Genomic DNA, 21038 nt, shown 5'->3' on the forward strand with positions numbered 1-21038 from the left:
CATCCACGTCTTTATTTGATGATCGTCGGATAGAGATCGTTCCATTCGGGATTCGCGGCGACAATTGTCCGGACCTTCCAGGCGCGCGCCCAGTGCTTGATGTTGCGTTCTCGCTGAATGGCGCTGGGGATATCGTCGAAGATTTCGAAATAAACAAGACGCTTCAGACCGTGCCGCTTCGTGAATCCAGCGACGAATCCGGAACGGTGTTCGAAGATGCGCCGCACGAGGTCATTCGTCACGCCGACGTAAAGAACGCCGTTCGGCCGGTTAGTCAGGAAATAAACATATCCGCCTGCCATGTGGGAATTCTGCAAGACGTGGATGGCCGGGACAAGCCCGGCCATGACGAACATGTAGATTTTCTTCTGAGTGGTTTCTGCGGGATACTAGTATCCAATAAAGAATTCTGCATCTCAACGCGTCATGGCCGGGCTTGTCCCGGCCATCCACGTCTTTTGAGTCATAGCGTCGGGCGGTGGTTTCAATGACCTTCCCCGACATCACGACAAAGCTGAAATCGCAAATGCCGGAGTTGCGCGGGCGGCTGCTGGCGAATGAGTCGCTGGCGCCGCTGACATGGTTTCGCGTCGGTGGCCCGGCGCAGGTGCTGTTTACGCCCGCGGACGAAAACGATCTCGCCTATTTCCTGCTCCATCTGCCGCAAGAGATCCCGGTCTATTGCATCGGCGTCGGCTCCAACGTTGTGGTGCGCGACCGCGGCCTGCCGGGCGTGGTGATCCGCCTGTCTCCGCGCGGATTCGGCGACGTTACGACCGATGGCGACATCGTGCGCGCCGGCGCGGCCGCGCTCGACAAGCGCGTCGCGGAAGCTGCGGCTGCAGCGAACATTAGCGGGCTTGAATTCTATTTCGGCATTCCCGGCACCATCGGCGGCGCGCTGCGCATGAACGCGGGCGCCAACGGCAGCGAGACCAAAGATGTTCTCTTCGAAGCTCGCGCAGTCAGCCGCCGTGGCGAAAAGATGGTCTTCGATAATTCCGGCATGGCGTTCGAATATCGCAGCAGCAGAGTCGACCCCTTCGTCATCTTCACCGGCGCGATATTTCGTGGCCGTCTCGCCGATCCGGAAACGATCCGTGCGCGCATGAACGGCGTGCAGGCTCACCGCGAGACGGTGCAGCCAATCCGCGAAAAGACCGGTGGTTCGACGTTCAAGAATCCGCCGGGCCAGAGTGCCTGGAAATTGATCGATGCCGCCGGGATGCGCGGCCATCGTGTCGGCGGCGCGCAGGTATCGGAAATGCACTGCAATTTTCTCATCAACACTGGAGAGGCCACGGCGCGTGACATCGAAACCTTGGGCGAATCCGTCCGCGAACGGGTAAAACAGCATTCCGGTATCGAACTGCAGTGGGAAATCAAGCGGATCGGGGTTGGAGCATGACCCCCGACAAAGGAAGCCTGGCTTTCGGATAAGATCATGCTCGATCATAAAGATAAGGCGAGCGGCTGATTCAACGCAGTTGATCAGACTCTCGAGAAGGTCGATGCGCATCACCATTTTGTTCGGCGGCAGCAACAAAGAGCGTCTCGTTTCGGTCGCGAGCGCGCAGGCGCTGCATCACGCTTTGCCGGAGGCCGATCTTTGGTTCTGGAACCATCGCGACGAAGTCATCGACGTGCGACCCGACGCGCTGAGAAATCATGCGCGGCCGTTCGAGGACGAGTTCGTCCCTGCCGACGCAGGCACGCCGCTTGAACGGGCGCTGGATAGGGCGAAGGCCGAGGGCCGCCTTCTGGTGCTCGGCCTTCACGGAGGTCGCGCCGAAAATGGCGAACTGCAGGCGATGTGCGAACTCCGCCGCATTCCGTTTACGGGGTCAGGCTCGGCCGCCTCTCATCTTGCGTTCGACAAGGTTGCGGCCAAGCGGTTCGTGGCCCTGGCCGGTGTTAATACGCCGGCGCATGTCTTGCTTGAGAACATCGACCGTGCGTTCGTCGAACACGGCCGGCTGGTTGCTAAACCCGCATGTGACGGATCGAGCTATGGCCTGATCTTCATCAATGCGCCGCAGGACCTCGTCACCGTTCGCGACGCAGCGAAGACAGAAGACTATGTGATCGAACCGTTCGTGTCCGGCATTGAGGCGACTTGCGGCGTGCTGGAGCATTCCGACGGTTCGGTCGTCGCGCTTCCACCGGTCGAGATCGTGCCGGCCGAGGGCGCGTTCGACTATGCCGCGAAATATCTGGCGAAGACGACGCAAGAGATCTGTCCGGGGCGTTTTTCGCCGGAGATAGCCACGCAGATTATGGATCATTCGCTGCGGGCGCATCTGGCGTTGTCCTGTCGCGGCTATTCCCGCACCGACTTCATCGTGACAGACAAGGGGCCGGTCTATCTTGAGACCAATACCCTGCCGGGCATGACCGCGGCGTCGCTTTATCCGAAGGCGCTTCATGCACACGGGGTCGGGTTTGCGGATTTCCTCAGGGATCAAATCGTGCTTGCCGAAAAGACAGTACGTCCGATTTGAGGAGCCTGACGCAGCGCGCTGAGGGAACCGCGAAGGGTGCACGGCAATCCGACGGGCTGATCCCGAAAAGCCGCAAGGCATTCTTTTATCGCGTCAAAATGCGGCCTGTCCGCACCGCATTTACCTTTTGTTTACCAGGACGTCCCAAGGTTAACACTGGCGGCGCATGTGGCGTTTTGGCTGCCGGGGCGCGAGCTGGCGGAATTTTCCGCTTCCGACCGCATCGAGGGAATAGCGGACCTGCCGGAGGTCGGCACCCCGCCCGGTATCGCTAAAACGTTGGGCGCGCTCCCAAATTCGTGTTTCTGCGTTCAGCACCGCGGTTCAAGCGGGGCGGGGCGAAACGGTGACGAGCTCGCGCAATGAATGGTGGAGGACACCTCGATCGGTCGTTGAGATTGCCGAGGTTCAAGTCTGGCCTCTTGAAGGAGGTCGGCCTGCTCGGGTTGGCCGCCAGCGGTGCCGCCATCTTGCTGCGCGAACAGATCGACAAGCTGAAGCGCGCACGGGCGGAACGTCTGGATGCGCGTGCCAGGAATCCCAACCGCGCGATTGCCTTTATCGAGCGCCACGTTCCGCGCCGGCTTGGCGCGGTCATGACCGTTGTCGTCGTCGGTGGCAGCGCTGCGTTCGGCGTGGTCGCGGGCGGCCATGTCGATGAAGCGATCGCGGCCTTGGACGACACGCGCAATGCACTCGCCAACGCTGCGGGCTTCGGGATCACATCCGTTACCGTTAATGGCCGCACGCAATTGACGCAGGATGAGGTGTTGGCCGCAGGCGGCGTCAACGGCCGTTCATCCCTCCTGTTCCTCGATGCCGCCAGCGTGCGTGACAGCCTAAAGGCTAATCCGTGGATCGCGGATGCGACCGTATTGAAGCTTTATCCGGGCGCGCTTCAGATCGACATCACCGAGCGTCTTCCCTTTGCGCTTTGGCAGGAGAACGGCAAGCTCGCGGTGATCGCCGCCGACGGAATGGTGCTTACGCCATACGTCGCGCAGCGCTTCGCGTCGTTGCCACTCGTGGTCGGCAAGGGGGCGGAAACCCGCGCCAAGGATTTTCTTGCGCTGGTTGCGAACTATCCGGTTGTGAATAGCCAACTCAAGGCCGCGATCTTCGTCGGCGAGCGGCGCTGGAATCTGCGTCTCAAGGACGGACTCGACATCCGGCTTCCGGAGAATGACGTCGGTCTCGCGCTCGCTTCGCTCGTAAAATATGACAGAGAAAACAAGTTGCTGTCGCGCGACATCACCGCAATCGACCTGCGGCTGCCCGATCGCCTGACCGTGCGGCTTTCGGAAGAGGCCGCGAAGGCGCGCGAAGAACAGACCAAGAAGTCCAGCAAAAAGGCCGGCAGCGCATGACGGTCCTCGATCGCGACCAGGCCCCGAAAACCCGGCCGATGCAGCGTAATCGCAGCGCGCTGGTGGCGTCGCTGGACATCGGCACCAGCAAGATCGCCTGCATGATCGCAAGGCTGCGGCCGAGCGCACCGAACGATGCGTTGCGCGGACGAACCCACGCAGTGGAGCTGATCGGCTACAGCCAGATTCAGTCGCGCGGCATGAAGGCCGGCGCGGTGACCGATCTCGCCCAATGCGAGCAGGCGGTTCGCCAAGCCGTTTCACTGGCCGAGCAAATGGCAAAGGTCCGGGTCGAATCCGTGTTGCTGTCGGTCTCGGCCGGACGGCTGCAAGGACAGTTGATTGAAGCGGCCTCCCACATTCAGGGTGGCGCGGTTACGCCGTCCGATGTCAGCCGGGTGACTTCGACCGGAATGCATCACGCCACGGCCCCGGGACGCACTGTGCTTCATGCGCTGCCGGTCGGCTATTCGCTCGACGGCGTAAAGGGTATCCGCGATCCTCGCGGCATGGTGGCACGCCGATTTGGCGTCGATATGAACGTCGTGACCTCGGAGGCGACCGTCGCGAAAAACCTGATGCTGGCGGTGGAGCGCTGCCATCTTACCGTCGAAGCCATGGCTGCCAGCCCTTATGTTGCTGGCTTGTCGGTATTGACCGACGACGAGGTCGATCTCGGCGCCGCGGTCGTGGAGATGGGCGCGGGAACCACCACGATCGCGATCTATTCGGCTGGGCGCTTTATTCATGCCAGCGGTTTTGCCATCGGCGGACATCACGTCACGATGGATCTCGCGCGCGGATTGGGTGCGTGCATTGCGGATGCCGAGCGAATCAAGACGTTATATGGCACGGTGCTAACGGGCGGCTCGGATGTCCGCGAACTGATGACGGTTCCGGCAGCCGGAGACAGTGACAGTGATGCGCCGCAGGTCGTGTCGCGTGCGACCATCGCCAACATCGTTCGTCAGCGTGTTGAGGAGATTTTTGAGATGGTCAGGGACCGGCTCGCGGATTCCCCATTTGCCGCCGAGCCGCGTGCGCGGGTTGTGTTGAGCGGCGGTGCGTCTCAGCTTACTGGCATTCCCGAACTCGCCCGACGCGTCCTCGGTCGCCCGGTTCGCATCGGCCGTCCGCTCGGCTTCGGCCGCCTGCCCAATGAGGCCAAAGGCGCTTCGTTCGCCGTTCCGACCGGGCTGCTGGTGTATCCGCAATACGCGCATCTGGAACATGTTGAACCGCGGCGCACGCGGCAGGTCCGGACAGGGACAGACGGCTATTTCGGAAAGGTCGGACGATGGCTCCGGGAGGGCTTCTGATGAATTTTCCGCCAATTTGCAGATTTCCATCAATTCCCGCGGTCGACGACCGCCGGCATAGCGACACCGCGCGTGTAATCGAGAGGCAACCATGACCATCAATCTCAACGTTCCCGACATTCACGAGCTGAAGCCGCGGATCACTGTATTCGGCGTCGGCGGCGCTGGCGGCAACGCGGTCAACAACATGATCACGGCCGGACTGGTCGGGGTCGATTTCGTGGTTGCCAACACCGATGCGCAGGCGCTGACCATGTCCAAGGCGCAGCGCATTATCCAGATGGGCACGCAGGTCACCCAGGGTCTCGGCGCGGGTTCGCAGCCCGATGTCGGCGCTGCTGCGGCGCAGGAAGTCATCGACGAAATTCGCGATCACCTCTCAGGGGCGAACATGGTGTTCGTCACCGCCGGAATGGGCGGCGGCACGGGGACCGGTGCTGCGCCGGTTATCGCCAAGGCCGCGCGCGAAATGGGGATCCTGACCGTCGGCGTCGTCACCAAGCCGTTCCACTTCGAGGGCCAGCGCCGGATGCGCACTGCCGACTCGGGGATCGGCGAACTCCACAAGGTGGTCGATACGCTGCTGATCATTCCCAATCAAAACCTGTTCCGCGTGGCTAATGAGAAGACTACCTTCGCCGACGCCTTCGCGATGGCCGATCAGGTGCTTTACTCGGGCGTGGCCTGCATCACGGACCTGATGGTGAAGGAAGGTCTGATCAATCTCGACTTCGCCGACGTCCGCGCCGTGATGCGCGAGATGGGCAAGGCGATGATGGGCACCGGGGAGGCTTCCGGCGAGAAGCGCGCGCTCACTGCCGCCGAAGCGGCGATCGCCAATCCGCTGATCGACGACAGTTCGATGAAGGGCGCCAAAGGGCTCCTGATTTCGATCACCGGCGGCAAAGATCTCACCCTGTTCGAGGTCGACGAAGCCGCCACGCGGATTCGTGAGGAGGTCGATCAGGACGCCAACATCATCGTCGGCGCCACCTTCGATGAGAGTCTCGACGGCATCATCAGGGTATCCGTGGTCGCGACCGGCATCGACCAGGGCACGATCGCGCGCGCTGCGGCCACTCCCGCCGCGAAGACGGTATCCGCTGCGCCCGACCCCCGCGCGGCCGAACTGACTGCAAAGCTCCGTGAGGACAACAAGCGTGCTTCCGCTAATCTCGCCCAGAAGCCCATCGAGCCCCGGCCTGCTGCGCAGCCGGTGCAGCCAGCTCAGGCCCCGACCGCTCAACCCGCCGCTAATGTAGAGCGTGCAGCGTTGGAGGCGATTGCCGCGGCGGTTGCCGAGCCAACGCCGCCACCGCCTGCTCCGGCTCCCGTGCAGCCGGCCTCGTACGGCGACGTTACTGTTCGGCCGATTGCGCAGAAGCCGACGCTGTTCCCAGATCACGATCCTGCGCCGCGCGAGCAGCACGAGCCGCCGCCGCCGGAAAACTTCATCCCGCAGCCGGCCGAACGTGCCCCGGTCCGCGTTCCTCGGATGCCGAGGATGGAAGAACTACCGATGCCGGCTCAGAATGAAATCCGACAGGCCCGGGGCGAGGTCGACGGAGAGCATCCGCAGAAGAATCGGCTGTCACTTCTGCAACGTCTGGCCAATGTTGGCCTCGGCCGGCGCGATCAGGACGCCGAGCCTCCTCTCGCGGGTCGCGAGGCCGGGCCAGCCATGGCTCAGATGCCGCCATTGCCGGAGCGCCGGCCGCAGCGCAGCGTTGCCGAGCAGATGGGTAACGAGCCGGTATCAGAGTACGCGCGCCGTCCGTCGCCTCAAGGACTGGATTTTCACGGCCGTCCGGTTCCCGTTACGCCCGCCCCGCAAGGCGATGATCACCTGGATATCCCCGCTTTTCTTCGCCGCCAGGCCCATTGAAGTCTGTAACAATTGAAAATTGGAAGGGCTCCGACCTTTTAGGGTCGGGGCCCTTTCTCTCTTGATACGGTATCTAGCATTTCCACGTATTTTACTGAAATTAATAGAAAATTAGGGTCTTCGGATTTTCGTAGAAGGTCACGCTCCGACGGAAAATTTGGTTAAGGGGCGGCGTGATTGCGGCGGAGATGGGGTAACAATCGGTAAAGAAGCGTGAGTTGGCGTGCTTTGTGGCAACCGGTATGTTCTAGGCGTGACTTTGGGGATCACGAATCGATTCGTCGCCTTTGCAGGCGGAGACATCGGCTTTCGGGATTAGTCACTTGGGCAAGACTTTATGAGATTCAACCGCCAGACGACGCTTCGTTCGCGAGCCACCGTGACGGGTGTCGGCGTTCATTCCGGATTACCAGTCAATTTGACCCTTGGGCCTGCCTCGATCGATGCGGGTTTTATTTTTGTCCGTATCGGTCCCGATGGAACCGAACGTCGGGTACGAGCTGCGGTAAAGTCCGTCACCGCGACCCAGTTTGCCACTGTCCTGGGCGACCAGCAAGGCTCGCTTGTATCCACCGCCGAACACGTTCTTGCTGCGTTGCGAGGCCTTGGGGTCGACAATGCAACCATTGAACTCGACGGGCCTGAAGTACCGATTATGGATGGCAGTTCGGCGGCGTTCGTCGCCGCGATCGATCAGGCTGGTATTGTCGAGCAGTCGGCAGCGCGCCGCTTCATCCAGGTTCTGAAAACGGTCCGGGTGAAGAAGGGCGAGGCGTTCGGCGAACTGCGACCGCACAGGCGCGGTTTTCGCATCGACATCGAGATCGATTTCGCCAATCCGGTGATCGGTCATCAGGACTATTCCATCGATCTCAATCCCGAAAGTTTTCGTCGCGAAATTAGCCGGGCTCGAACCTTCGGTTGCATGAACGATGTCGAAAGACTCCGGAGCGCGGGTTTTGCGTTGGGCGCGTCATTTGAAAACTCCATGGTGTTCGATGATGAGCGCCTGTTGAATACCGGCGGTCTGCGCTACGCGGACGAGTGTGTGCGACACAAGGCTCTCGATGCGATCGGCGATCTGGCTCTCGCAGGGTTTCCGCTGATCGGCGGCTATCGTTCGGTGCGTGGCGGGCACAAGCTCAACCACGCGGTGCTCACGGCTCTTATGGCCGATCGGACTGCCTGGCGGGTGGTTGAGGATCAGCCGGCCCCGCGTCCGCGCAGTCAGGGCGAAGTGGTCGGCGGAATGGTGGGCGGTATGGTTGCGGCCTATGGTCCCAACGTGTCCTGAGTTCTGCCCGGCCTCGCACGCTTTCATCCATTCTGCTCCATACGCGCGCCCTGATCCTGGCACGGCTCCGCAGTCTCACGCGAAATGCTTGGGCGATAGTATGGACAGGCGAGATCCGAATGAATCGGACCAAAGCCTTACTTTCGATCGAACATGATCTTATCCGAAAAGTGATTTCCGCTCGGCACCGCGCCCGGTGTTCCCGCCTTAATCCCGGCGAAATACCTGCTTACCCCGTTGGTGGACGGATTCTTTTCGGCTAAACGGGTCGCGGTAAAAGCAGCGCATCCTGTTTGCCTCGTGCTTGGATCGCCGTATCACGGACGTCGGATTTTCATCAATGTTGGCTAAGCGTATGGCGCTCGGACTGAGCGAGTTCATGGATCGCGCCGCTCTTGATCGGCTTGGCGGGAAACTCCGGCTCGCCGCCAGTCTTGCACTTGTTGCCGTTACCGTGGCCGGCTGCGGGACCGGACCGCTCTTGGACAAGCTCACGGCAAAGGACGAACAGACCTTCAGCGATGATCCGGCGGACAAGCTCTACAATGAGGGCTTGTTCCTGATGAACAAGGAGCGTGACCTCAAGGCGGCCACGAAGAAATTCGACGAGGTCGACCGTGAACACCCCTATTCGGAATGGGCGCGGAAGTCGTTGTTGATGTCGGCCTATGCATCTTATCAGGCGGGCGATTACGATACGTGCATCGGCTCCGCATCGCGCTACGTGACGCTCCATCCGGGCACCCCGGACGCCGCCTATGCGCAATATTTGATCGCCGTCTCGAACTACGACCAGATCCCCGATGTCTCGCGCGACCAGGCTCGCACCGAAAAAGCCATGCACTCCATGGAAGAGGTGATCCGTAAATATCCGACGTCCGAATATGCCGGCGAAGCCAAGAAGAAACTTCAGGCCGCGCGCGATCAACTCGCCGGCAAGGAAATGGCGATCGGCCGCTATTATATGGAGCGACGTGATTATACGGGCGCCATCAACCGCTATAAGGCCGTGGTGACGCGCTACCAGACCACGCGGCATGTCGAGGAAGCGCTGGCGCGGCTGACCGAAGCCTACATGGCGATTGGAATCGTTGCCGAGGCGCAGACCGCCGCGGCTGTGCTCGGCCACAACTTTCCGGACAGTCGCTGGTACAAGGACGCCTACAATCTCGTGACGTCAGGGGGAAGCCAGCCCAGCGAGAATAAGGGCTCGTGGATCAGCAAGGCGTTCAGGAAAGTGGGGCTTGGCTAGACATTCCCACGCCGTTTCAGCGAATGCTGTTGCGAATGCGGAATCGAAGGGCGCCCCTTGGGCTGCCAATGCTGTGGTCAATCCGCGGCTCTGGTTTCGCGATCCGAACTTCGCTAGTCTCCGTGCCACGCTTCTCTGCACCTCTCAACGACTTTCGGCAGGAACCGGCCTCCTATGCTTGCGCGCCTTTCGATCCGCGACATCGTCCTGATCGAGCGGCTCGACATCGAGTTCGCCTCCGGTCTTGCGGTGCTGACCGGCGAGACCGGCGCGGGAAAATCCATTCTGCTTGATGCCTTTGCGCTGGCGCTCGGCGGTCGCGGCGATGCCGGGCTGGTCCGTCACGGCGCGGAGCAGGGGCAGGTCACGGCCACCTTCGATGTTCCCAAGAACCATCCGGCCTGCGTCATCCTGACCACCAATGGCATCGACGGCTCTATTTCTGAAGATTCGGGCGAGATGATTCTTCGACGGGTTCAACTCGCCGACGGTCGCACCCGAGCCTTCATCAATGATCAAGCGATCAGCGTGCAGACCTTGAAGGCGGTAGGCGCGACGCTGGTGGAAATTCATGGCCAGCATGACGAGCGGGCGCTGGTCGATGCATCGACCCACCGTCGGCTGCTCGATGCCTCTGCGGGGCTGGACACCGAAGTCGCCGCGCTGGAGGTGTTGTGGGAAGCTCGCCGCCGCGCCCGCGCGGCGCTTGACGATCATCGCGCCGGCGTGGAGCGCGCCGCGCGAGAGGCCGAGTTTCTGCGTCATGCCTCCGACGAGTTAACGCAACTCGCACCGCAGGACGGCGAGGAAACCGCGCTTGCCGAACGCCGTGCCACGATGATGGCGGGCGAAAAGATCGCGACCGACCTGCGCGAGGCGCAGGACGTCGTCAGCGGTCATGGCTCACCGGTGAGCGTGCTGGCGGCTGCGGTGCGGCGGCTGGAACGGCGAGCTGCGAATTCGCCGCAACTGGTCGAGCCGGCGGTCAGGGCCATCGATGCCGCCATCAACGCGCTGGAGGAGGCGGACCAGCATCTCGCGGCGGCGCTCATTGCCGCCGATTTCGATCCGGCCGAGCTGGAGCGCATCGAGGAACGGCTGTTCGCGCTGCGCGCGGCGTCGCGCAAATATGCGACGCCGGTCGACGGCCTGGCTGCGCTTGCCAAGAAATACGCTGCGGAGGTCGCGCTGATCGACGCCGGCGCGGATCGATTGACCGTTCTGGAAAAAGAGGCGGCCGCCGCCGACAAACGTTATTCAGCGGCAGCGGCGAAACTTTCGGCCGCGCGCACGAAGGCTGCTGACAAACTCGACAAGACAGTCAACGTCGAGCTTGCGCCGCTGAAACTCGAACGCGCCAGATTTTCCACGCAGATCGAGTCCGACCCGTCGGCACCGGGACCGCAAGGCTTCGACCGCGTCGAGTTCTGGGTGCAGACCAATCCCGGCACGCGACCGGGGCCGCTGATGAAGGTCGCCTCGGGAGGCGAGCTGTCGCGCTTCCTGCTGGCGCTCAAGGTGGTGCTCTCCGACAAGGGCTCGGCACCAACGCTGGTGTTCGACGAGATCGACACCGGGGTCGGCGGTGCGGTGGCCGACGCAATCGGCGCGCGTCTGGCGCGGCTCGCTGGCAAGGTGCAGGTGATGGCGGTGACGCACGCGCCGCAGGTCGCGGTGCGGGCCGATCAGCATCTGCTCATTTCAAAGGATGCGCTGGATCGCGGCAAGCGCGTCGCCACGCGTGTTGCGACGCTGGCTGAGGATCACCGCCGCGAGGAGATCGCGCGGATGCTCGCCGGTGCGGAGATCACCGCGGAGGCTCGCGCCGCCGCGGACCGGCTGCTGAAAGCGGCGGGGTAAGTCGCTGTGGCGGCGAAGCCCAAAACGCCTCCGCCCGTCGATCTCCTCACCAGGTCGCAGGCTCGGGTTGAGCACAAGCGGCTTTCGCTTGAGATCGAGACGCATAACGAACGTTATTACCAAAAAGACGCGCCGACGATTTCAGACTCCGCCTACGATGCGCTGCGGCAGCGGCTCGAAGCGATCGAGGCCCGCTTTCCGGACTTCGTCACTGCAAGGTCGCCCACGCAGACCGTCGGAGCCGCCCCCGCGCGCGGCTTCGCGAAAGTGCAGCACGCGGTGCCGATGCTGTCGCTCGGCAATGCCTTTAGCGACGAGGAGGTCGCCGAATTCGTCGAACGCATCCGGCGTTTTCTGAAGCTTGCCCCGGACGAATTCCCCGCCATTGTCGCCGAGCCGAAGATCGATGGCCTGTCGCTATCATTGCGCTACGAGCGCGGCGAACTGGTGCGCACGGCGACGCGCGGCGACGGCTTCACCGGCGAGGATGTCACCGCCAATGTCCGTACTATCAAGGACGTGCCGCAGACGCTCACAGGCCGCAACATTCCCGCCGCCTGCGAGTTGCGCGGCGAGGTCTACATGCTGAAGCAGGATTTTCTTGCGCTGAATAAAAAGCAGCAAGAAGCTGGCGATACCGTGTTCGCCAATCCTCGCAATTCGGCCGCCGGTTCGTTGCGGCAGAAGGATGTCGCGGTCACCGCGTCGCGACCGCTGAAATTCTTCGCCTATGCATGGGGGGAAATGACGGATCGGCCCGCCGACACCCAACACGGCATGCTGGAGTGGCTCAGGGGCATCGGATTCGTCGTCAATCCGCTGATCGAGTTGTGTCATAGCGTCGAGGAGGTGCTGGCGTTTTATCGCCGCATCGGCGAGCAGCGCGTCACGCTCGGCTACGACATCGATGGCGTGGTCTATAAGGTCAACCGGCTCGACTGGCAGGAACGGCTCGGCTTCGTATCGCGAAGCCCACGTTGGGCGATCGCGCACAAGTTCGCTGCCGAGCAGGCGATCACGATCCTCAAGGGCATCGACATTCAGGTCGGCCGCACCGGTGCATTGACGCCGGTGGCGCGGCTTGAGCCCGTCACCGTTGGCGGCGTTGTGGTGCAAAACGCGACGCTGCACAACGAAGACTACATTAGAGGCATTGGAAATGACGGCCAGCCGATCCGCGATGGTGTTGATCTTCGCGTCGGCGACACCGTGGTGGTGCAGCGCGCTGGTGACGTGATTCCGCAGGTGGTCAGTGTTGTCATCGACAAGCGGCCAACGAGCGCCAAGCGGTATGCGTTTCCGCACAAGTGTCCGATCTGCGGCAGTCACGCCGTGCGCGAGGAGGGCGAGGCGGTGCGCCGCTGCACCGGAGCACTGATCTGCCCGGCGCAGGCGGTGGAGCGGCTCAAGCATTTCGTCTCGCGTCTTGCCTTCGACATCGACGGTCTCGGCGAAAAGCAGATTCAGGAATTCTATGACGATGGCCTCATCATGCATCCGGTCGATATCTTCACGTTGCAGAAGCGCGACGCGCGCGCGACAAAGAAGCTGCGTGATCGCGAAGGTTATGGTGAGGTCTCGGTGCGCAACCTGTTCGCTGCGATCTCCGCTCGCCGCAAGATCGAACTGAACCGGTTGATCTTCGCGCTCGGCATCCGCCATGTCGGCGAGGGCAACGCCAAGCTGCTGGCGCGGCATTACGGTAGCATCGAGAATTTTCGCAGCACCATGGCGGAGGCCGCTGCGGCGCAGACAGAAGCGGGCAATGATTCCGAAGCCTATGCCGACCTCAACAACATCGGAGGCATCGGCGATATCGTCGCCGACGCAGTGGTCGAGTTCTTCGCTGAGACGCGCAACGTCAAGGCGCTGAACGATCTGCTCGCTGAGATCGAAGTGCTGCCGGTCGCGCAGGCCCGCAGCGACTCGGCCGTGGCCGGCAAGACCGTTGTGTTCACGGGTTCGCTGGAAAAATTCACGCGCGACGAGGCTAAGGCATCGGCTGAGCGGATGGGCGCGAAAACGTCCAGCTCGGTGTCGAAAAAGACCGATCTTGTCGTCGCTGGTCCCGGAGCTGGCTCAAAACTCAAGGACGCCGAGAAGTTCGGCGTGAAGGTGATTTCGGAAGACGAGTGGCTGCAACTGATCGAGGGGTAAGCGGTTTCCTGAGTGGTGCGTCGAGGACGTGATGGCGCTCAAGCTGCTGGCTGGCCGATCGTCACTGTCAGCGTACCGACGCCGTCGCAGCCGCATTCGACGTGGTCGCCCGGCTGAAGGGGGGAGACGCCGGCTGGCGTGCCGGTCATGATGATGTCGCCGGCGTCAAGCGCGACCTGTTGCGAGAGCTGCGCGATGATCTCCGGCACATTCCAGATCATCTGCGCGAGATCGCCGGATTGGGTTTCCTTGCCATTGACCGTGAGCCAGATGTGGCCCTTCGACGGATGCCCGATCCTGGCGGCGGGTTGCAGAGCGCTGCAGGGCGCAGCGTGATCGAACGATTTTGCGATCTCCCAGGGCTGCTTCTTTTCGCGCACAGCGTTTTGCAGGTCGCGCCGGGTGAGGTCGATGCCGACGGCGTAGCCGTAGACGTGATCGAGCGCGGTGTCGGCGGGAATGCGCAAGCCGCCGCTCTTCATCGCGACGATCAGTTCGACTTCGTGATGCAGATTCTGGGTGAGGGGCGGATAGGGGATAACCGCGCCGTTGGCGTCGATCATGTCGGCGTGTTTGGCGAAGAAGAACGGCGGCGCGCGCTCGTCGTGGCCCAATTCGCGGATATGGTCGAGATAGTTGCGCCCGACGCACCAGACGCGGCGGACCGGAAAAAATCTGTCGTCGCCTGCGACCGCGATGACGGGTTGGGGCGGCTGTGGAATCACGAACGACGATACGCTCATGCGAACTCTCCGCTCTGCCTGCGCTGGCGCGACGAGATCGTCATTGCGGACAATCGCAATGAGCTTACGCTGACGCGCTCAAGGGGGCCAGCGTCAGCGGCGCTGTCTCACGATGCTGCAGGCGGAAGAACGAAGCATAGCGTCCGCCGCTCCGCAGCAGGTCGTCGTGGCGCCCGCGCTCGACGATCTCGCCGTTCTCGACCACAAGAATGGCGTCGGCATGCATGATGGTATGCAGGCGGTGCGCGATCACGATCGTGGTCCGATTGCGGCACAGGTGCTCGATCGCTTCCTGCACCTGCTTTTCGGATTCCGAATCGAGTGCGGCGGTGGCCTCGTCCAGCAGGATGATCGGCGCGTCCTTGATGAGTGCGCGCGCCACGGCGATGCGTTGGCGTTGCCCGCCGGAGAGCTGGGTGCCGTGCTCGCCCACAGGGGTATTGTAGCCGAGCGGAAAGCTCATAATGAAGTCGTGAGCGCAGGCGGCTTTCGCCGCCGCGACGATCTCGTTCTCGCTGGCGCCGGGGCGGCCGAACGCGATGTTCTCGCGGATGGTGGCGCGGAACAGGTAAACGTCCTGGCCGACATAGGCAGTCTGCTGGCGTAGCGATGTGCGCGATACGCCGGAGATGACCTGCCCATCGATCAGGATGTCGCCGTCGGTGGCTTCATACAGGCGCAGCAGGAGCGCCAGCACGGTGGATTTTCCGCCACCCGATGGGCCGACCAGCGCCGTCATCTTGCCCGGCTCGGCGACAAAGCTCATGCGCTTGAGCACGGGCTCGTCGGCGCGATAGGCGAACGTGACATCCTGCAACTCGACGCGCGCGTCGGTCAATTGCAGAGCGGGCTTGTCACTGTCGTCCGGCTCGCTGGCGGGGCTGTCCACGATTTCAATCAGCTTGCGCGCGCCGATCAGGCTGCTGTTGAGTTCGATGTTGAGACGGGCCAGCCGCTTGGCTGGCTCATAGGCCAAGAGAAAGGCTGCGAGGAACGAAAAGAACTGGCCCGGCGTCGCGCCCATGGCGACAACGCGATAGCCGCCATACATCAGCGCGCCCGCGATGGCGAAACCGCCAAGCGTTTCCATCAGCGGGCTGGCGCGGTTCGAAACCCGCGCCATCTTGTTGTTGGTTTGCTCCACCGCGGCGATGCTGGCGTCGATCCGCTCGCGCATGGTCTGTTCGAGCGTGAACGCCTTGACGGTCCGAATACCTTGCAGCGACTCCTGCATCGTCTCCATGATGTCGGCGGTGCCATGGAACTGCATGTGCGCCAGTCCCTTGATGCGCTTGACCAGCTTGCGCAGCACGATCATCGCGGGCGGCGCCACCAGCGCGCCAAGCAGCGACATATACGGATCCTGCATCACCATCACGACGACGAGCGCGATCAACGACAAAAGATCGCGACCCACGGCGTTGATCAGCAGGTTGAGCACCTGGGTGACCGATGTCGCGCCGGCCGTGAGCCGCGCGAGAAACTCCGATGAATGTCGCTGCGAGAAATAGCCGATGCTCTCGCTCATCAGCTTCGCAAACAAGCGGCGCTGATTATTGGCGAGAATGGCGTTGCTGATCCGGGACAGGATTACGGAATGACCGTAGGTCGCCGCACCCTTGACCACGAAGATGACGAGCACCACAATCGACAGCATGAAAATGCCGTGGACGTTGCGGTCCACATAAGCCTGATTGATGACTTCGCCGAGCAGGTAGGCCGAGGTCGCCGTCGCCGCCGCGGAGACGGCCATCAGCGCAAATGCGGCGAGGTAGCGCCGCCAATAGGCCATGCCCTGTTCCGTGATCAGGCGGCGGATGAGGACGGCCGCGCCATAGGGATCGTCGGTAATTTTCTTCGGCGGTTCGGTCATCGCGTTCCGTTGACGCCGTGAATCGGCGGTTGCCCGCGCGTCAGGGATATTGCGAAAGCTCCGACTCAATGCCCGCAATAGCAGCCTTTTTCAAGCGAAAACCGGGTTTCGCCCGGTTTGTCAGGCTGATGCCGCGAGCGCCTCCGAGACTTGTCGGCCCGCCAGCTTTTCTTCCCACGCCAGCGCGTGCGCGGCGATGGTCGCGAGGTCGTCGTATTGCGGCGTCCAGTCGAGCGCCGCGCGAATCCGGCTCGTGTCGGCGATCATGGTCATGATATCGCCGGGGCGGCGGTCGGAATAGTGAACCGCGAAATTGCGGCCGCAGACCCGGCGGACCGCTTCGATCGTTTCCAGAACGGAATAGCCGCGTCCATATCCGCAATTCAGCGTGGTCGAGCATCCGCCGTTTTGCAGATAAGTCAGCGCGGCCCGATGCGCTTGCGCCAGATCGCTGACATGAATGAAGTCGCGAATGCAGCTTCCATCCGGCGTCGGATAGTCGGTGCCGAACACGTCGATCTTGGCGCGCTGCCCGGTCGCGGCTTCGACTGCGATTTTCAGCAGGTGCGTGGCGCCCGCGGTCGAGAGGCCGATACGCGCTTGTGGGTCTGCGCCCGCGACATTGAAGTAGCGCAGCACCACGTAGTTCATGCCATGTGCGGTCGCGACGTCGTGCAGCATGATCTCCGTCATCAGCTTCGACGATCCGTAAGGAGAGAGCGGCCGGGTCGGCGCCTCTTCCGGGACCGGCATCCGGTCGGGATTGCCGTAGACTGCGGCGGTCGACGAAAAGATGAAGCGGTTGACCCCGCATCTGACGGCGGCGTTCAGAAGGCTGCGAGTCGTCATCGTGTTGTTACGATAGTAGGCGAGCGGATCGCGCATCGACTCGGGCACCACCACGGAACCCGCAAAGTGAATGATGCTTTCGATGCCGTTCTGGGCGATGACGTTCTCGACAAGATTTTCGTCTCCGGCGTCGCCGATAAACAGCGGTACGCCCTCGGGGAGCGCCGACGAGAATCCGGTGGACAGGTTGTCGATCACGACGACGTTCTCGCCGGCCTCAGCCAGCGCGAGCACCATATGACTGCCGATGTAGCCGGCTCCACCGGTGACAAGCACGGTCATATCTGCTCCTTTGTACCAAAGTGTGCGGCGGGTCCCGCGGTCGCCGAAGTGTCCCACAAAAGAATGGAATTGCCGTATAGCATGACCGTGAACGACCAGATTTCGTCCGTCTGATCTCGGGATTCGACATTATGGTTGCCAAACTGTAACGGGAACCGGTCTTTCTTTGAGCCGCTGCGGCCGTCGATGACCGACATTCTCATCATCAAGACATCCTCGCTCGGCGACGTCGTGCATCAGATGCCGGCGATCGTCGATGCCGTGCATGCATGTCCGCAGTTGCGGGTGACGTGGCTGGTCGAGGAATCGTTCGCGCCGTTGGTGCGGCTGCACCCGTCGGTCGCCGACATCATTCCTGTCGCGACGCGACGCTGGCGTTCGCAACTTGGTGCTGGCGTCACATGGCGCGAGATCGCCAAGTTCCGGGCGAGGCTTCGCGAACGATCGTTCGACAAGGTGATCGATACTCAGGGCCTGATCCGCTCGGCGATCATGGCGCGCGTCGCGCGCGGCGAGCGCCACGGCTATGACGGTCGCAGCATCCGCGAACCGTTAGCCGCGCGATTCTACGACGTTAGGCACACGGTAGGGCGCGATCTCCACGCCGTGACGCGCAACCGGATCCTGACCGCTCTGTCGCTCGGATATCAGCCGCCCCACGACGTTGACTACGGTCTGCGCCCGTTCATGCGGACAGGTGGTCAGCCCTATGCAGTCTTGCTTCACGGTACCTCCCGGCTCTCGAAAACGTGGCGTGCGGAGGACTGGATCGAAACCGGCCGCTGGCTGAGTGCGAACGGATTGCAGACCGTGCTTCCGTGGGGCACCGAGGCCGAACGTCTGTTATCCGAGCGGCTGTCGGGAGACATCGCGGGCAGTCGTGTCCAGCCGCGCCAGAGCCTCGATCTGACCGCGCAGGTGATCGGCAATGCGGCGTTGGTGATCGGCGTCGATACCGGCCTTATGCATCTTGCCGCTGCGTATCGCGTTCCGCTCGTCGGCATCTATGTCAGCACCGATCCCGGCCTGACCGGGCCTGTCGGCAGTGGCCGCATGGCGGTTCTAGGCGGCAAGAACGGTCCGCCTTCCGCGGGGCAGGTGATCGATGCCGCGGAGCGATTGCTTACTTAGGCACGTGGCGTGATTGCACTGGATATCTCTGCAAGCACCCGCGCGACGAATGCGTCGAGGTCGCCGCCGCTAAACAGGAAGCCCGGAATTCCTGCACCGGCAGCGGCTTCGATATCGCTTTTGCGGTCGCCGATGGCAAAGCTGCCGTGCTGCCGCACCGGCCAATGCTGCATAAGGTCGAGGATCATGCCGGGCTTCGGTTTGCGCCAGGGATGATCTTCCAGATATCCGGCGACGCTGCCGTCGGGGTAGTGCGGGCAATACCTGAAGTCGTCGATCCGCGCGCCCTGAGACGCTAGATGGGACTGCATCCACAGGTGCAGATTACGAACATCATCCTCGCTGAAAAAGCCGCGCGCGACACCGGATTGATTGGTGAAGATGAAAACGAAATAGCCGGCCTCGTTTAGCCGCTGGATTGCCCTGGCGACGCCGGGCATCCAACGAATGCGATCGCGCGTACCCATATAGCTGTCGTCATGATTGATGACGCCATCACGGTCCAGGAAGGCGGCGGGTTTGCCGGCCTGAGCGATCTCCGCTCCGCTCACTTGCGGCCCGCTCCGTCCACCAGGGCGTGCTCCACGTTATCGCAGATCGCGTGAGCCGCGGTCATGTGGATCTGCTGGATCACCGGGGTGTCGTCGCTCGGCGCAACGAGAAGGCGGTCGCAGATCTCGTGCAGGCTTTGCCCTTTGAGGCCGGTAAAACCGACGGTGACAAGTCCGAGTCGTCGCGCGGCGGATAGGGAAGCGAGGATGTTTGGGGACCGTCCCGAGGTGGACAGCGCCAGCAGCACGTCGCCAGGTCGGCCCAGACTCTCGATCTGCCGGGCGAAAATCTGCTCGAAGCCGTAGTCGTTGGAGATAGCGGTGAGAGCGGACGTATCGGTCGTCAGGGCAATGGCGGCGTAGCCGGGCCGTTCTTTCCTGTAACGCCCGACGATTTCCGAGGCGATGTGTTGGGCGTCGGCGGCGCTTCCGCCGTTTCCGATCAGAAGCACTTTATTTCCGGAACGGAGCGCGTCGATGATCGTGACAGCAATGTCGCTTACGACTGCGAGCAGCGCCGTGTCATTGGCTGCGCGCTGGAGGGCCGTCAGCGATTGCTGAAAATGGGTTGCGATCGGGTTCTGGCTCAAGACGCACCTTTGTCACCGTGATGGCCAGAGCATTTTCGCTTCTGATTGAATCAGAAGCGAAGCTCTAGATTGTTATTTTAACGCGTTTTCTTCACGCAAACCGGTATCCACTTCGCTCGAAAACGCTATAGCAGTGGTAATGAGCGCGTCATACTCACGCAAGCATGGCGTGTCGCATCAACGTGCGTCGTGCGCGCCGGCCTCCGCAAGCACCCGTTCCGCGATCGCGATTACCTCTGCTGCGGGGATATCGCGCATGCAACGATGATCATTCCTGGTGCAGACCGGACGATGGCATGGTTGGCACGGGAGAGGCGTTTTCGCCTGAATCGTCGCGGCGAGCCCGTTCAAGGGCGCCCAGTGATAGGGGCTGGTCGGCCCGAAAATTCCCAGTGTCGGCGTTCCGATCGCAGCCGCGACGTGTAGCAGACCGGAGTCGTTCGATATTGCAATGGTGGCCCCCGCCATCGCCAGAATGCCATTTCGCAGGTCGTGACCCGTGAGATCCCGGACCCGCGGGCCCCCGGTTGCTGCGATTTCGGTCGCCATCGCTTTTTCATTGGGGCCGCCGATCACCCAAAGGTCGATTCCGCGCTCGGCCAGCATTCGGGCGGCCTCGGCGTAGGAGGTCCAGCGCTTACTGGAGCCGACCGCCCCGGGTGCCAGCGCCACCGCCGGTCCCGCGCCCAATCCCTGCGCCTGCCGCCAGCGGGTGACGTCTTCGGTGGATATCCGAAGCTGCGGCGCCGGCCATTCAGGTGGCCGGGCTGCCCCGGCCGGAAGCGCCAGGGACGCCTTCCTGTCGATCATGCGGGGCAGGGCTCTTTCACCCCACCGCCAGCGGTTAAGTAGTCCGAAACGCGCTTCGCCGACAAAACCCACCCGTTCCGGGATGCCGGCCAGCGCGGGCGCGATCGCCGATTTCCAGGTGCGCGGCATGACGAAGGCCGTTCCATACCCGCGCGCGCGCAATTGCCGGGCGAGACTCCACTGTTGCGTCGGTGCCAGCCGGCTGCGGGGCAGGTCCCAGACCACGCCAGCGCGCACTCCGGGCATATAATCGACCAGCGGCGCGCAGAGCGTTGTCACCAGCATATCCACCGGTCGATTCGGCCAGCGCTGTTTGAGCACCCGCACCACCGTGTGGCCGCGCACGAAGTCGCCGATCCACATGTAGGGAACGATCAGAATGGGTCGGGTATCGTCCGGGTCGGCCATTTCCGGCCCATATGGTGAATCTGTTTTCATATCTTAATCGATGCGCAATCCAGGATCGATGTTCGGTCCTCGGTATCCGCTCCGACCCGTGAGGTAAAGTTATCTCGCGCGCTGTTTTTCACGGCCGATCGTCACACGGCAGGCCCACCTAAGTTGCCTCGCGGGC

At 62.4% G+C, this 21038-nt stretch carries 17 protein-coding genes; 10 read left to right on the forward strand and 7 right to left on the reverse strand.

Annotated features, from left to right (window positions below):
* Positions 1 to 11: 11 nt before the first annotated feature.
* Positions 12 to 347 carry a GIY-YIG nuclease family protein gene (locus AC1RT6_RS16510; RefSeq protein ID WP_079446182.1) on the reverse strand — a complete coding sequence of 112 codons (336 nt, stop codon included), beginning with the start codon at positions 345 to 347 and terminating at the stop codon, positions 12 to 14.
* 140 nt (positions 348 to 487) lie between these two features.
* Between AC1RT6_RS16510 and murB the strand changes: the two genes are divergently transcribed.
* From murB to ligA, 9 genes are all read left to right on the forward strand, one after another.
* On the forward strand, positions 488 to 1408 hold the full coding sequence (gene murB, locus AC1RT6_RS16515) for a UDP-N-acetylmuramate dehydrogenase (protein WP_079446109.1): 921 nt from the start codon (positions 488 to 490) through the stop codon (positions 1406 to 1408).
* Positions 1409 to 1511: 103 nt separating this feature from the next.
* Positions 1512 to 2501 carry a D-alanine--D-alanine ligase family protein gene (locus AC1RT6_RS16520; protein WP_079446110.1) on the forward strand — a complete coding sequence of 330 codons (990 nt, stop codon included), beginning with the start codon at positions 1512 to 1514 and terminating at the stop codon, positions 2499 to 2501.
* A gap of 362 nt (positions 2502 to 2863) precedes the next feature.
* The gene (locus AC1RT6_RS16525; protein WP_079446111.1) at positions 2864 to 3868 is read left to right on the forward strand and encodes a cell division protein FtsQ/DivIB; all 1005 of its coding nucleotides are present in this window, start codon (positions 2864 to 2866) and stop codon (positions 3866 to 3868) included.
* Positions 3865 to 5187 (forward strand): cell division protein FtsA, encoded by a 1323-nt coding sequence (ftsA, locus tag AC1RT6_RS16530; RefSeq protein WP_079446112.1) that lies wholly within the window; start codon positions 3865 to 3867, stop codon positions 5185 to 5187. The genes AC1RT6_RS16525 and ftsA overlap by 4 nt, the downstream gene beginning before the upstream one ends.
* A gap of 91 nt (positions 5188 to 5278) precedes the next feature.
* Positions 5279 to 7072, forward strand: coding sequence for a cell division protein FtsZ (ftsZ, locus tag AC1RT6_RS16535; protein ID WP_472789306.1), 1794 nt, complete (start codon positions 5279 to 5281; stop codon positions 7070 to 7072).
* A gap of 337 nt (positions 7073 to 7409) precedes the next feature.
* Positions 7410 to 8366: a UDP-3-O-acyl-N-acetylglucosamine deacetylase gene (gene lpxC, locus AC1RT6_RS16540; RefSeq protein WP_079446114.1), complete on the forward strand. Its 957-nt coding sequence runs from the start codon at positions 7410 to 7412 to the stop codon at positions 8364 to 8366.
* Positions 8367 to 8721: 355 nt separating this feature from the next.
* Positions 8722 to 9618: an outer membrane protein assembly factor BamD gene (locus AC1RT6_RS16545; protein ID WP_079446115.1), complete on the forward strand. Its 897-nt coding sequence runs from the start codon at positions 8722 to 8724 to the stop codon at positions 9616 to 9618.
* Between the two features lie 174 nt (positions 9619 to 9792).
* Positions 9793 to 11478 (forward strand): DNA repair protein RecN, encoded by a 1686-nt coding sequence (gene recN / locus AC1RT6_RS16550; protein ID WP_079446116.1) that lies wholly within the window; start codon positions 9793 to 9795, stop codon positions 11476 to 11478.
* A gap of 6 nt (positions 11479 to 11484) precedes the next feature.
* Entirely contained in the window at positions 11485 to 13635 is a 2151-nt protein-coding gene (ligA, locus tag AC1RT6_RS16555; protein ID WP_079446117.1) for an NAD-dependent DNA ligase LigA, read from the forward strand.
* 38 nt (positions 13636 to 13673) lie between these two features.
* Here ligA and AC1RT6_RS16560 read toward each other — a convergent pair whose 3' ends face one another.
* From AC1RT6_RS16560 to galE, 3 genes are all read right to left on the reverse strand, one after another.
* The gene (locus tag AC1RT6_RS16560; protein ID WP_079446118.1) at positions 13674 to 14378 is read right to left on the reverse strand and encodes a fumarylacetoacetate hydrolase family protein; all 705 of its coding nucleotides are present in this window, start codon (positions 14376 to 14378) and stop codon (positions 13674 to 13676) included.
* Between the two features lie 64 nt (positions 14379 to 14442).
* On the reverse strand, positions 14443 to 16251 hold the full coding sequence (locus AC1RT6_RS16565; RefSeq protein WP_079446119.1) for an ABC transporter ATP-binding protein: 1809 nt from the start codon (positions 16249 to 16251) through the stop codon (positions 14443 to 14445).
* 120 nt (positions 16252 to 16371) lie between these two features.
* On the reverse strand, positions 16372 to 17382 hold the full coding sequence (gene galE / locus AC1RT6_RS16570) for a UDP-glucose 4-epimerase GalE (protein WP_079446120.1): 1011 nt from the start codon (positions 17380 to 17382) through the stop codon (positions 16372 to 16374).
* A gap of 186 nt (positions 17383 to 17568) precedes the next feature.
* Between galE and waaC the strand changes: the two genes are divergently transcribed.
* Positions 17569 to 18513: a lipopolysaccharide heptosyltransferase I gene (gene waaC, locus AC1RT6_RS16575; protein ID WP_493029545.1), complete on the forward strand. Its 945-nt coding sequence runs from the start codon at positions 17569 to 17571 to the stop codon at positions 18511 to 18513.
* On the opposite strand, the gene AC1RT6_RS16580 is transcribed toward waaC, so the two are convergent.
* The 3 genes from AC1RT6_RS16580 to waaF form a co-directional block, all read right to left on the reverse strand.
* A complete protein-coding gene (locus tag AC1RT6_RS16580; protein ID WP_079446123.1) occupies positions 18510 to 19064 on the reverse strand; it encodes a D-glycero-alpha-D-manno-heptose-1,7-bisphosphate 7-phosphatase in 555 nt (184 codons plus the stop codon). The genes waaC and AC1RT6_RS16580 overlap by 4 nt on opposite strands.
* Positions 19061 to 19654: a D-sedoheptulose 7-phosphate isomerase gene (locus AC1RT6_RS16585; protein WP_493029546.1), complete on the reverse strand. Its 594-nt coding sequence runs from the start codon at positions 19652 to 19654 to the stop codon at positions 19061 to 19063. Before AC1RT6_RS16585 ends, AC1RT6_RS16580 begins: the two co-directional genes overlap by 4 nt.
* A gap of 177 nt (positions 19655 to 19831) precedes the next feature.
* Entirely contained in the window at positions 19832 to 20902 is a 1071-nt protein-coding gene (waaF, locus tag AC1RT6_RS16590) for a lipopolysaccharide heptosyltransferase II (protein WP_079446125.1), read from the reverse strand.
* Positions 20903 to 21038: the final 136 nt, after the last annotated feature.

The sequence above is a fragment of the Nitrobacter sp. MLSD-S21 genome, assembly GCF_058809865.1.